The organism is Streptomyces sp. NPDC042371, assembly GCF_056437465.1.
Genome location: NZ_JBWKAP010000003.1, coordinates 162624 through 175503 on the forward strand (window position 1 = coordinate 162624; position 12880 = coordinate 175503).

Below are 12880 nucleotides of genomic sequence, written 5' to 3' on the forward strand. Positions count from 1 at the left end.
CCCGCCTCCCCACCCGCCCCGAAAGGTTCTCAACTCCCCATGCCCGAGCTGGTGTTCTTCTCCGGAACGATGGACTGCGGAAAGAGCACGCTGGCTCTGCAGATCGAGCACAACCGCTCCGCCCGCGGACTCCAGGGGATGATCTTCACGCGGGACGACCGCGCGGGCGAGGGCAAGCTCTCCTCCCGGCTCGGCCTGGTGACCGACGCGATCGAGGCGGCGGACGACTTCGACTTCTACGCCCACCTCGTCGACCACCTGACGCAGGGCGGCCGCGCGGACTACGTGATCGCGGACGAGGCGCAGTTCCTGGCCCCGGACCAGATCGACCAGCTCGCCAGGGTCGTCGACGACCTGGGCCTGGACGTCTTCGCCTTCGGCATCACCACGGACTTCCGCTCCAAGCTCTTCCCGGGCTCGCAGCGCCTGGTCGAGCTCGCCGACCGCGTCGAGGTGCTCCAGGTCGAGGCCCTGTGCTGGTGCGGCGCCCGCGCCACGCACAACGCCCGCACCATAGGCGGCGAGATGGTCGTCGAGGGTGCTCAGGTGGTGGTCGGGGACGTCAACCAGTCGCCGGACGAGGTGGGTTACGAAGTGCTGTGCCGTCGCCATCACCGGCGCAGGACGACGGCGGCGACCGCGCGCGCGGGTGCCCTGTCGCCCGACGTGCTGCCGGTCGACACGATCGCCGCCCGCGCCTGACTCAGGCGTCCGCCCGTGAACGTACGACGGTGAAGACCGCGCCCTCCGGGTCCGCGACCGTAGCCATCCGCCCGTAGGAGCCCTCCCAGGCGGGCTTGACCACATGGCCGCCGAGCTCGACGACCCGCTCCACCGCCTCGTCCACGTCGGCGACTTCGAAGTGCGTCATCCAGTGCGGCCCGCGGTCGCGCGGCAGCGCCTGCCCCAGACCGTGCACGGAGGCGACAGGACGGCCGTCCACGTGCAGCGTCACGTAGTCGAAGTCCGCCGAGACGACGGCTTCCACGGTGCACTCGAAGACGTTTTCGTAGAACTTGACGACACTGCTCGTCTCCAGTGTCACCAGTTCGTTCCAGGTCGCCGTGCCGGGCCTGCCCGCGACCTCGGTGCCCAGATGGGCCGCCGCCTGCCAGAGGCCGAACACGGCGCCCATCGGGTCCGACGCGATGGCCAGCCGCCCGGCCTCCCCCGCGTCGAGCGGGCCGACTCCGACCGTGCCGCCGCAGTGGCGCACCGCCTCCGCCGTCGCGTCCGCGTCGTCCGTCGCCAGGTAGGTCGTCCAGGCGATGGGCAGATGGCGGTCGGTGGGCAGCCGGCCGATGCCCGCCACCTCGTGTCCGTCGAGCAGGGCCCGCACGTACGGGCCGAGTTGCTCCGGACCCGGACTGAACTCCCACCCGAAGAGTGACCCGTAGAACTCCTGGGTCGCGGGCAGGTCGTGCGTCATCAGGCTCACCCAGCAGGGCGTACCGGGCTTGTACCGACCGACCTCCCCGCCGTCCTGCCGCACTTTCCCGAAGGGGTCCGGCGAGCTCTGTCCAGACGAGCTCTGTTCGGGGGAGGCCCCATTCGCCCGCGCCTCGGTCATCGTCACCCTCTCCTCGGCCTTCGTGTCGGCCGCTCGGTTTTTCATTCGAATGCGCGTGCGATAGCCGCGCGGACTCTCCGGCCCGTGCAGATGCTCGCACCGCCCGCCGCACCGCGCGCCCCGGCCGCGCCGCAGTGGCCTGCTTCCCGCGGAAGATGCCCGATTTCTGGCTACTCATCCGTGAACGTGCGATTGCTGGGCAGTGTCGATCCATCGAACAGGGCGTGCATGGTTCCGTACGCCCCGTGGTCGGGCGGTTCCGGCGGAGCAGGGTAGCCGGACCTTGGCGGCTCGACTACCCCGTACGCAAGGATGGGGCCATGAATGCCATCATCTCCGCATCCGAACTCGCGAGCGAGCTGGCGGGCGAGAACCCGCCGGTCGTGCTCGACGTCCGCTGGCACCACGAGGGCTCCCTGCGCTCCGCGTACGAGGAAGGGCACATTCCGACGGCCGTCTTCGTCGATCTGGACGCTGACCTGGCCGGTCCCGCCGGTGCCGGAGGGCGCCATCCCCTGCCCGACGTGGGTCGCTTTGGTGCCGTGATGAGGGCGGCCGGGGTCTCGCAGGACCGGGACGTCGTCGTGTACGACGGTGGCCAGAACTGGGCGGCGGCACGTCTGTGGTGGATGCTCCGCTGGACGGGGCATGCGTCCGTTCGTGTCCTTGACGGCGGCATCGGACTGTGGGCCGGGCCGCTGGAGCAGGGGGCGGGCACGGCCCCCGTCGAGGGCTCCTTCGCACCGGCCCCGAACAGCAAGGACCTGCTGGACGCGGACTCCGCCGCGGCCCTGGCCCGCTCCGGCCTGCTTCTGGACGCCCGCGCGGCAGAGCGCTACCGCGGCGAGATCGAGCCGATCGACAGCGTGGCCGGACACATCCCGGGCGCGGTCTCGGCGCCTACTACGGAGAACGTCGCTTCGGACGGCCGCTTCAGGCCCGCCGCCGAGCTGGCCGACCGCTTCAAGGGGCTGGGCGCGGCCGACACCGCGGAGATCGGCGTCTACTGCGGCTCGGGCGTCTCCGGCGCCCACGAGGTGCTCGCCCTCGCCGTGGCGGGAATTCCCGCAGCGCTGTACGTCGGCTCGTGGTCGGAGTGGTCGGCCGACTCCGCGCGTCCCGTGGCCACGGGCGCGGACCCGCAGTAGAACGCGAACGGGACCCGCACCCAGGGGGTGCGGGTCCCGCCGTCTGGCGACTGCCTGCTACTCCTGCTTCTTGCGGCGGGTGCCGAAGACGATCTCGTCCCAGCTGGGGACCGCCGCGCGTCGGCCCGGCCGTACGCCGTCGGCCTCCGCCTGGCGGTCCGTGGAGCCGACGAGGCGGTCGCGGTGGCTCGCCACCGAGCGCGGCATGAGCACATCCGCATAGGCGGCGCCCGCACCGGCCGCCGCCGGGGACTCCTCGGCGTCCGGCTCCTGCTCGGGCTCCTCCGTGACGGCCGGCGGCAGCTCCGCGGTGGCGGCAGATGGGCGCTCGGGCACCACCATGTCGCCGCGGAAGCTGGGCACCGCCTCCAGGAGGCTGGTCAGGGAGTCGCGCTCCTGCTCGGCGACCGCGGCGCCCGCTCCGATGCCCTCCTCCGGAGGGTCGGCGGGAGGCACGGGGATGCTCGGGCGGTCCAGCTGACGGTCCAGGGCGCGGTCGAGCGGCCGGTCCACCGGGCGGTCCCGGGGGAGCCGTGCGATGCGCGGCACGAACGGGAAGCTGGGCTCGGGCGCGGCGATGTCGTCCGTCTCGCCGATCAGCGAACGCGCTTCCTCGTCCACGGCCTGGACGAGCCGCCGGGGCGGGTCGTACGTCCAGCACGCGGAGTGCGGCTCGGTCGCGACGCGGTAGACGAGCAGGACTTCCCAGGTGCCGTCGTCACGGCGCCAGGAGTCCCACTGGACGGTTTCCTTGTCGGCGCCCCGCAGCAGCAGCCGCTCCTGCACGGCCTCGCCGAGCTGGGGTCCGGTGTTCTCGCCGGGACGGCGGACGGGGGTCTTCCTGGCACGCTCCGCCATGAAGGCGCGCTCGGCGAGCACGGGGCCTTCGAAACGGCGGACGCGATCGACGGGGATGCCCGCGAGCTGGGCCACTTCTTCCGCGCTTGCACCGGCACGTATACGCGCCTGGATGTCACGGGGGCGGAGGTGGCTCTCCACCTCGATTTCGATCTGTCCGAGTCGGGGCCTGTCGCCGCGGACGGCCGCACGCAGCCGCTCGTCGATCGGAAGCGTGTACTCCGTGCTGTCCGCAGCCTTCAGCACCAGCCGTGTGCCGTCGTTGCTGACGGCCACGACACGCAGTTCGGGCATGGGGACCTCCCGGGTGGTGCCTGCCGACGTCACGTGCGTCGCTGCTTCCGCTAGTCGAGTGTGGCCTGCCCGGGTGCAGCCTGCCACAACCTTGCCGAGTTGCCCGGCGTGTCGGGCAGGGGCCCTGGATCGCCGTTATGGCACGGTTACCTTTTCGCAACGCTAAGTGACGACGTTCGTCACCCTGTGCAGCGAGCCCCCCACCCGGCGGTCCTGGAAGGCCCCGGGCACCCTGGCGGGAGACCGGACCCAGGGCTCGCAACAGTACTCCATTCGGGCCACGCGGGTGGACCGCCGCGCCGCCGAACTTCTCGGGGAGGACGGGAGTTGGCGGCCGCCCCTGCCTCGCGCTGTCCGCGCCCGGGTGGCGCACTTCACGGAAACAGCAGAAACGGAACTAATCACTTCGCCCATACGTCCCTGTCTCGTGTAGTCGGTCGCGAAAGGCAGGCAAGGGTCGGAGATGCGTGAAAAGCCGGATTCCGGCAAGGAGTCGAAGGACCAGGAGGAGCCGGAGGGCAAGCGGCGCCTCGATCTGAGCGTGCCGCAGGTGGCGGGGAGCGCCATCGCCGCGGTCGTGGCGGCGAAGCTCGCCTCGAACATCGGTGTCTACGGAACGATCCTCGGCGCCGGTGTCGTGAGCGCGATCGCGACCTGTGGCGGCACCGTTTTCCAGCACTTCTTCAAGCGCACGGGCGAGCAGATACGTGACGTCACGGTGCAGGCCAAGCCGAAGGCGCGGCAGGTACCCGTGACGGCCGCGGTGCAGGTGCCCGAGACGTTCAGAACCTCCGCCTACACGGGAGCCGTTGGCGCGACCGGGCCGGTGACCACGACGTGGGGGAGGCCACAGGCGGCCGCCCCCGACGCCGAGGCGACCTCGCTGTTGCCCACGGCCGCGGACGCGGATCCCGCAGCGGACCCCACAACGGTGTTGCCTGCGGCGGGAACGGACCCCACGACGGTGCCGCACCCCGCGGGGGACGCGGACGCCACGACGATGCTGCCCTCCGTGGCGGCCGGTGCCGGCGTCGATGCCGGTGCCGAGCGGACGCAACTCCTCGGGGCGGTCGACCCCACCCAGGCGCTGCCGCGCGACGACGCCACGCGCGTGCTCCGCACCACGGGCCCGGCCCAGGTGCCGGCGCCGACGACCGCCTTCGAACCCGCGCTCCCGCCGGACGAGTTCACCGAGGGCACCACACACCGCACGCAGATCCGCAGCTGGAAGCGGCCGTTGATCGCCGCGGCCGTCGTCTTCGGTGTCTCCATGGCGGGCATCACCACGTACGAGCTGGTCTCCGGCAAGGACCTGAGCGGCGGCGAGGGCACCACGATCAGCAACGGAGTCTCCGGGCGCAACTCCTCTCCGAAGAAGGAGTCCACGCCCGTCGACGAGCCCTCCGGACAGCCTTCGGACGACGGCACGTCGGGCTCGGGTGACGGCTCCAAGGAGGGTGGCGACAACGCTACGCAGGACCCGGACGGGACCGGCACCTCGGGCAACGGCACGGGCAACGGCAACGACTCCGGTTCCAAGGACGACACGGGCAAGGACAACGGCACCGATCCGGACAAGGACAAGGACAAGGACGACGGCGACGGCTCCGACTCCGGAGACGACGGTTCCAAGACGGACCCGACGCCCACGCCCACCCCGACCCCCACGCCCACGCCGTCGAAGGGATCGGGCACCGGCTCCGACCCCCAGCAGGGTGGAACGCCCACTCCGTAGAGGTGGATCGGCGCCGGGGAAGGTCAGGCGCCGAGGACCCGCCGCAGGTAGTGGTTGCCGAAGAGCCGGTCCGGGTCGAGGCGGTCGCGCAGGGCGGTGAACTCGCCGAAGCGGGGGTACTCCTTGGAGAAGTACTCCGCGTCGCGCGTGTGCACCTTGCCCCAGTGCGGCCGCCCCTCGTGCGCGGTGAAGATCCGCTCGGCGGCCGTGAAGTATGCCTGGTACGGCGTGCCCCGGTACATGTGGACGGCGATGTACGCGGTCTCCCTGCCCGACGCAGTGGAGAGCGTGATGTCGTCGGCGGGCGCCGTACGGACCTCCACGGGGAAGCTGATCCGCAGCCGCGAGCGGTCCACCATCGACTTCAGCTCGCGCAGGGTCGCCACGAGGGCGTCGCGCGGAACGGCGTACTCCATCTCCATGAAGCGCACCCGGCGCGGGCTGGTGAAGACCTTGTAGGGGATGTCCGTGTACGTCCGCGCGGAGAGCGCCTTGCTGGAGATCTTGGCGATGCCGGGGATGGCGGCGGGGACGGCCCGGCCCAGGGAATTGACCACCTGGAAGAGGCCGTTGGAGAGCAGCTCGTCCTCGACGAAGGCGCTGACCCTGCCGGGCGGGGCCGCGGGGCCCGGACTGCGGTTGTTGCGCTTGGTGTTGCAGCTGCCGGTGTGCGGGAACCAGTAGAACTCGAAGTGCTCGTTCTCGGTGACGAGCGCGTCGAAGTCCGCGGTGACCTTGTCGAAGGCCATCGGCTCCTCGCGGGCGGTGAGGAAGAAGATCGGCTCCACGGCGAAGGTGATCGCGGTGATCACGCCGAGCGCGCCGAGTCCGACGCGCGCGGCGGCGAAGACGTCCGGGTTCTCGTCGGCCGAGCAGGTCAGGACCGTGCCGTCCGCGGTGACCAGTTCGAGGCCCGCGATCTGGGCGGCTATCGAGGCCGAATCGCGGCCCGTGCCGTGCGTGCCGGTGCTGACGGCTCCGGAGACGGTCTGCTCCATGATGTCGCCCATGTTCGTGAGCGACAGGCCCTCACGGGCGAGCGCCGCGTTCAGGCGCTTCAGCGGGGTGCCTGCCTCCACGGTGACCGTGCCCGCCGCGCGGTCGATCCCGCGGATGCCGGTGAGCAGGTCGGGGCGGATGAGGAGGCCGTCGGTCGAGGCGGCCGCCGTGAAGGAGTGGCCCGTGCCGACGGGCTTCGCCTTGAGGCCGTCGTCCTTGGCCCGGCGCAGCGCGGCCGCCAGTTCGTCGACCGAGGCGGGGGTGACCTCCCGGGCCGGTCGTGCGGTGACGTTGCCCGCCCAGTTACGCCACGTCGCTGTGTTCTTCCCGCTGCCCGTGCCCGTGCTCATGGGTCCCTCCCCGTTGCGGAACCGGCTGCTTCAGCCGGCGATACCCCAGGAATCCGACCGCGGCCGCGACGGCCCCGGAGATCCCCGGTACCCCGTACCCGGCCCCCGATCCCGCGGCGTCGATGACCCAGCCGGCCGCGGAGGAGCCGAGCGCGACGCCGACCGCGAGCCCCGTGCTCACCCACGTCATGCCCTCGGTCAGTTTCGCGCGTGGTACGTGCTGCTCGACGAGGGCCATCGTCGTGATCATCGTCGGTGCGATGGAGAGGCCCGCCACGAACAACGCCACGGCCAGAAACAGAAGGTTCCCGACCAGTTGAAGCGGGATCATACTCACGGCCATCGCACAGACGCCCAGCAGCCACCTGGGGGCGGGCGCCCCCTTGAAGTGCACGAGCCCGAAGGCCGCGCCTGCCAGACAGGAACCGAGCGCATAGACGGCGAGGACCAGGCTCGCCATGGACTTGTGGCCCTGGTCCTCCGCGTACGCCACGGTCACCACGTCGATCGACCCGAAGATCGCGCCGGTCGCGACGAAGGTGGCGACGAGCACCTGGAGGCCCCCGCTGCGGAGCGCCGACTCCCTGGTGTGGTGTTCGCGCGGGTGCGGCACCGGCTCGGTGGCCTGCTGGGCCGTCAGCCAGAAGACGCCGACGGCGAGGAAGGCGCCCGCGAGCAGCGGTCCGGCCTCGGGGAACCACACCGTGGAGAGCCCGATCGAGACGATCGGACCGAAGATGAAACAGACCTCGTCCACCACCGACTCGAAGGAGTACGCGGTGTGGATCTGCGGGGTGCCGTGGTAGAGCACGGCCCAGCGCGCCCGGATCATCGAGCCCACGCTCGGCACGCAGCCGACCAGCGCGGCGAAGACGAACAGCGTCCAGTCGGGCGCCTCGAACTTCGCGCAGAGCAACAGCCCCGAGACCGCGGTCAGGGACACCAGCGTCGCGGGTCGGAGCACCCGGCGCTGGCCGTACCGGTCGACGAGCCGGGAGATCTGCGGCCCGATCGCGGCGGCGGACAGCGCCACGGTCGCCGACAGCGCGCCCGCGAGGCCGTACCTGCCGGTCAGCTGGGACACCATGGTCACGATGCCGATGCCCATCATCGACAGCGGCATGCGGCCGAGGAACCCGGCGGTGGAGAAGGCCTTGGTGCCGGGGGCGGCGAATATGGCGCGGTAGGGGCTTGGCACGTGGGACTCCGCTGAAACGCCGGGGCGGCTCCCGAAAGGACGGGCCCCGGTAAGGCATGAAGATGGTCGATACAGCTTACGGCTCCGGGGAGTCCCGGCGCACCGGGATTTTTCCGTACGGCGGAGGCCGTTTTCCGCCTGTCAGTGGCGGGTGGCAGGATCGGATACATGTCCGATGCGCTGGATCCCACTCCGTACGACGCCCTGCTGTTGCTCTCCTTCGGCGGCCCAGAAGGCCCGGACGACGTCGTCCCGTTCCTGGAGAACGTGACGCGCGGGCGCGGCATCCCCAAGGAGCGGCTCAAGGAGGTGGGGCAGCACTACTTCCTGTTCGGCGGGGTCAGCCCCATCAACGACCAGAACCGCGCTCTGCTCGACGCCCTGCGCAAGGACTTCGCGGAGCACGGCCTCGACCTGCCGGTCTACTGGGGCAACCGCAACTGGGCGCCCTATCTGACCGACACCCTGCGCGAGATGGTCACCGACGGCCGCCGCCGCATCCTTGTCCTCGCCACCAGTGCGTACGCCTCGTACTCGGGCTGTCGGCAGTACCGCGAGAACCTCGCCGACTCCCTCGCCGCCCTGGAGGCCGAGGGCCTGGAGCCGCCGAAGATCGACAAGCTCCGGCACTACTTCAACCACCCCGGCTTCGTGCGCCCCATGATCGACGGCGTCCTGAAGTCCCTCGCCGACCTCCCCGACGACGTGCGGGAGGGCGCGCACCTCGCCTTCACCACGCACTCGATCCCGGACGCGGCGGCGGACACCTCGGGCCCCGTCGACGACCACGGCGACGGCGGTGCGTACGTCAAGCAGCACCTGGACGTGGCCCGCCTCATCGCCGACGTCGTCCACGACGAGACCGGCGTCGAGCACCCCTGGCAGCTCGTCTACCAGTCCCGCAGCGGCGCCCCGCACATCCCGTGGCTCGAGCCCGACATCTGCGACCACTTGGAGGAGCGGCACGGCGCCGGGGTCCCCGCGGTCGTCATGGTCCCCATCGGCTTCGTGTCGGACCACATGGAGGTCCTGTACGACCTCGACACCGAGGCCGAGGCCAAGGCGGCGGAGCTCGGCCTTCCGGTGCGCCGCTCGGCGACCGTCGGGGCCGACCCGCGATTCGCCGCGGCGATCAGGGAACTGGTCCTGGAGCGGGCCGCGGCCGAGAGCGGCACGCCCGTGGCCCCCTGCGCCCTGGGCTCCCTCGGCGCGAGCCACGACCTGTGCCCGGTGGGCTGCTGCCCCGCCCGCGCCCCGAAGCCCGCGGCCGCGGGCGCCGACAGCCCGTACGCGTAAGGACCCGCCGTGACCGATGTGACCGACCCGACCGACCTCAAGGCAGAACTCCTCGCCGTCGCCCTGGAGGCCGCGCGTCGCGCAGGGACCTTCCTGCGCGACGGACGCCCCGACGACCTGGGCGTCGCCGCCACCAAGTCCAGCGCCGTCGACGTCGTAACCGAGATGGACATCGCCTCCGAGAAGCTGATCACCGACTTCCTCGCCGAGCGCAGGCCGGCCGACGGCGTGCTCGGCGAGGAGGGCGCGAGCTCCGAGGGCAGCAGCGGCGTCCAGTGGGTCGTCGACCCCATCGACGGCACCGTGAACTACCTCTACGGACGCCCCGACTGGTCCGTGTCCATCGCCGCCCGCAAGGACGGCGAGACGCTCGTCGGGGTCGTGCACGCCCCGATGCGCGGGGAGACGTACCGCGCGGTCCTCGGACAGGGCGCCCACATCAACGACCTCCCCGCGCGCGTGCGCCCCGCCCCCTCCTTCGACCAGGCCCTGATCGGCACCGGCTTCGGCTACGTCGCCGAGCGCCGCGCCCAGCAGGCCGAGGTGGCGCGCCACCTGATCCCCAAGGTGCGGGACATCCGGCGCGGCGGGTCGGCGGCCATCGACCTGTGCGACGTCGCGGTGGGCCGCCTCGACGCGTACTACGAGCGGGGACTCAACCCCTGGGACTACGCGGCGGGCGACCTCGTCGCACGGGAAGCGGGCGCGCTGACCGGTGGCCGCCCCGGAGACGCCCTGTCGGGCGAGCTGACCGTCGCCGCCCCGCCCGCCCTCTTCGAGACGCTCCAGGGCCTCCTGGAGGACCTCGGAGCCTGGCACGACTAGAAGCACCACGGCTGAGGAGCGCCACGACTGCGAAGGCACACGGAAGGGCCCCGCACACCTGGACGAGGTGTGCGGGGCCCTTCCGCTTGGATCCGTTTAGATCCTCGGGGCTCGGTCAGGCGTGGAGTGCGCCCACCTCGACACCGTGCTCGGCGGCCAGGCGGTGGAGATCTTCCAGCTCCGCCAGCTCGACCTCGGCAAGGAAGTCGTCTCCCGTCTCACGGGCCTTCGTGAGGTCGGATTCCGTGGCCTCTATGCGCTGCAGGAGACCTGCGGTGAATGCGTCCATGGTTGCGCCCCCTCGGCTGGGTCGTGGGTCGATGGCACGGGGGTGTGCCCTCTGAGAAGGGGCGATCACGTCTCAAGCCGCTCTGGGAAAGCGGTTCGTGGCGTGCCACATACAAAGCGTGATCGCGGGTGTAAGGCCGTCCTCCCCTGGCTCCCTTCCGCAGAAACCTCAACCGACGGAGAAAATCCCGCATTCCCCGCGCCCGATCATGACGGCAGGCCGTCTTACAGCCGGTTTATGGCCGAAAGGGGCAGGATGGAGGTCTACCCCAAGACAGATCTGCCCGAAGGGGCACAGAGGAAGGACAGCGACGTGCGCGTACTCGTCGTCGAGGACGAGCAACTGCTCGCCGATGCGGTGGCCACCGGACTGCGCCGGGAGGCCATGGCCGTCGACGTCGTGTACGACGGAGCGGCCGCCCTGGAGCGCATCGGCGTCAACGACTACGACGTCGTGGTGCTCGACCGGGACCTCCCGCTCGTCCACGGCGACGACGTCTGCCGCAAGATCGTCGAGCTCGGCATGCCGACCCGCGTCCTGATGCTCACCGCGTCGGGCGACGTCAGCGACCGCGTCGAGGGCCTGGAGATCGGCGCGGACGACTACCTCCCCAAGCCCTTCGCGTTCAGCGAGCTCACGGCACGCGTGCGTGCCCTCGGACGGCGCACCAGCGTGCCGCTGCCGCCCGTCCTGGAGCGCGCCGGGATCAAGCTCGACCCCAACCGCCGCGAGGTCTTCCGCGAGGGCAAGGAGATCCAGCTGGCCCCCAAGGAGTTCGCCGTCCTCGAAGTGCTGCTGCGCAGCGAGGGCGCGGTCGTCTCCGCGGAGCAGCTCCTGGAAAAGGCCTGGGACGAGAACACGGACCCGTTCACCAACGTCGTCCGGGTGACCGTCATGACCCTGCGCCGCAAGCTCGGTGAGCCCGCCGTCATCGTGACGGTGCCGGGCTCCGGCTACCGGATCTGACCGGCGGTGGCCGCGACCCCGGCGCCACCAGCCGCGCCCCCGAAGCCGACGTGGGACCCGAGGAAGGCCGAGCCGCCGTTCCCCTGGCTGCGCCCGACCATCCGCATACGGCTCACGCTGCTCTACGGCGGCATGTTCCTGATCGCGGGCATCCTGCTGCTCTCGATCATCTACTTGCTCGCCGCCCAGGCCCTGAACGTGGGCAGTGACCTGCCGTTCAGGGTCACCGGTGAGAGCACGGTGAGCAGCAAGACCTGCAGCAACTTCCATGTGCTCCCGGAGCGCCCCACCGAGGGGCAGCTGAACTCCGCGTTGAACGAGTGCGTCAACCAGATGCGTCAGAGCGCCCTCGACAACCTGCTCAGCCGCTCGCTGCTCGCGCTGCTCGGTCTCGCCGTGATCGCCTTCGCCTTCGGGTACGCGATGGCGGGCCGCGTGCTCTCGCCGCTCGGCCGGATCACGCGTACCGCCCGCAGGGTGGCCGGCACCGACCTGACCCGCCGCATCGAGCTGGACGGCCCGGACGACGAGTTGAAGGAGCTCTCGGACACCTTCGACGAGATGCTGGACCGCCTGGAGCGGGCCTTCACCGCCCAGCAGCGGTTCGTCGGCAATGCCTCGCACGAGCTGCGCACGCCCTTGGCGATCAATCGCACGCTCCTTGAGGTGCACCTCTCCGACCCCGGAGCGCCGCCCGAGCTCCATCAGCTCGGCAAGACGCTGCTCGCCACCAACGAGCGCAGTGAGCAGCTCGTCGAGGGCCTGCTGCTGCTCGCCCGCAGTGACAACCAGATCGTGGAGCGGAAACCGGTCGACCTCGCCGAGGTCGCCAACCGCGCCGTCGACCAGGTGCGGACCGAGGCCGACGCGAAGGGCGTGGAGATCCGCGGGGAGCGTGGCCTGGCCGTCGTGCAGGGCAACGGCGTCCTCCTGGAGCGGATCGCCCTGAACCTCGTCCAGAACGCCGTCAGGTACAACGTGCAGGACGAGGGCTGGGTCGAGGTGACCACGGAGGCCCAGCACGGCCAGGCGGTCCTGGTGGTGTCGAACACGGGCCCGGTGGTTCCCGCGTACGAGATCGACAACCTCTTCGAGCCGTTCAGGAGGCTGCGGACCGAGCGGACGGGCAGCGACAAGGGCGTGGGACTCGGCCTGTCGATCGCCCGGTCGGTGGCGCGGGCTCACGGGGGCCGTATCATCGCGGAGCCGCGTGAGGGGGGAGGGCTCGTGATGCGAGTCACCTTGCCCCTCTGAGATGCAGTCGCAGACGCGCCGACGTGTTCGCTTTGAGCGGAATTTTCGGGAGCTTACCCCGGGGATGATGTGTGCGATCGATCACAGAGGCGATTTTT

Annotated in this window: 12 protein-coding genes; 7 read left to right on the forward strand and 5 right to left on the reverse strand. The window is 71.0% G+C overall.

Annotation, left to right across the window (positions count from 1 at the left end; translation table 11 throughout):
* Positions 1-39: 39 nt before the first annotated feature.
* On the forward strand, positions 40-702 hold the full coding sequence (locus AC068B_RS10360) for a thymidine kinase (RefSeq protein ID WP_478670486.1): 663 nt from the start codon (positions 40-42) through the stop codon (positions 700-702).
* A gap of 1 nt (position 703) precedes the next feature.
* Here AC068B_RS10360 and AC068B_RS10365 read toward each other — a convergent pair whose 3' ends face one another.
* Positions 704-1429 (reverse strand): VOC family protein, encoded by a 726-nt coding sequence (locus tag AC068B_RS10365; RefSeq protein WP_478670488.1) that lies wholly within the window; start codon positions 1427-1429, stop codon positions 704-706.
* Positions 1430-1890: 461 nt separating this feature from the next.
* Here AC068B_RS10365 and AC068B_RS10370 point away from each other — a divergent pair, with 461 nt between their 5' ends.
* Entirely contained in the window at positions 1891-2718 is an 828-nt protein-coding gene (locus AC068B_RS10370) for a sulfurtransferase (RefSeq protein WP_478670489.1), read from the forward strand.
* Between the two features lie 57 nt (positions 2719-2775).
* Here the strand turns inward: AC068B_RS10370 and sepH are convergent, their stop codons facing one another.
* Positions 2776-3870, reverse strand: a complete 1095-nt coding sequence (sepH, locus tag AC068B_RS10375) for a septation protein SepH (protein WP_478670491.1) — start codon at positions 3868-3870, stop codon at positions 2776-2778.
* Between the two features lie 463 nt (positions 3871-4333).
* Here sepH and AC068B_RS10380 point away from each other — a divergent pair, with 463 nt between their 5' ends.
* A complete protein-coding gene (locus AC068B_RS10380; RefSeq protein ID WP_478670493.1) occupies positions 4334-5605 on the forward strand; it encodes a hypothetical protein in 1272 nt (423 codons plus the stop codon).
* A gap of 23 nt (positions 5606-5628) precedes the next feature.
* Here the strand turns inward: AC068B_RS10380 and AC068B_RS10385 are convergent, their stop codons facing one another.
* Together AC068B_RS10385 and AC068B_RS10390 are read right to left on the reverse strand one after the other, a co-directional pair.
* Positions 5629-6954, reverse strand: coding sequence for a D-arabinono-1,4-lactone oxidase (locus tag AC068B_RS10385; RefSeq protein WP_478670494.1), 1326 nt, complete (start codon positions 6952-6954; stop codon positions 5629-5631).
* Complete coding sequence (locus AC068B_RS10390) at positions 6908-8152, reverse strand: MFS transporter (RefSeq protein WP_478670497.1); 1245 nt, start codon at positions 8150-8152, stop codon at positions 6908-6910. The genes AC068B_RS10385 and AC068B_RS10390 overlap by 47 nt, the downstream gene beginning before the upstream one ends.
* 168 nt (positions 8153-8320) lie before the next feature.
* Between AC068B_RS10390 and AC068B_RS10395 the strand changes: the two genes are divergently transcribed.
* Together AC068B_RS10395 and AC068B_RS10400 are read left to right on the forward strand one after the other, a co-directional pair.
* Positions 8321-9448: a ferrochelatase gene (locus AC068B_RS10395; protein ID WP_478670498.1), complete on the forward strand. Its 1128-nt coding sequence runs from the start codon at positions 8321-8323 to the stop codon at positions 9446-9448.
* A gap of 18 nt (positions 9449-9466) precedes the next feature.
* Entirely contained in the window at positions 9467-10273 is an 807-nt protein-coding gene (locus tag AC068B_RS10400; RefSeq protein ID WP_478671253.1) for an inositol monophosphatase family protein, read from the forward strand.
* Positions 10274-10388: 115 nt separating this feature from the next.
* On the opposite strand, the gene AC068B_RS10405 is transcribed toward AC068B_RS10400, so the two are convergent.
* Complete coding sequence (locus AC068B_RS10405; protein WP_361731879.1) at positions 10389-10562, reverse strand: hypothetical protein; 174 nt, start codon at positions 10560-10562, stop codon at positions 10389-10391.
* Between the two features lie 312 nt (positions 10563-10874).
* Here AC068B_RS10405 and AC068B_RS10410 point away from each other — a divergent pair, with 312 nt between their 5' ends.
* On the forward strand, positions 10875-11528 hold the full coding sequence (locus AC068B_RS10410) for a response regulator transcription factor (protein ID WP_055563081.1): 654 nt from the start codon (positions 10875-10877) through the stop codon (positions 11526-11528).
* 6 nt (positions 11529-11534) lie between these two features.
* A complete protein-coding gene (locus tag AC068B_RS10415) occupies positions 11535-12782 on the forward strand; it encodes a sensor histidine kinase (protein ID WP_478670500.1) in 1248 nt (415 codons plus the stop codon).
* Positions 12783-12880: the final 98 nt, after the last annotated feature.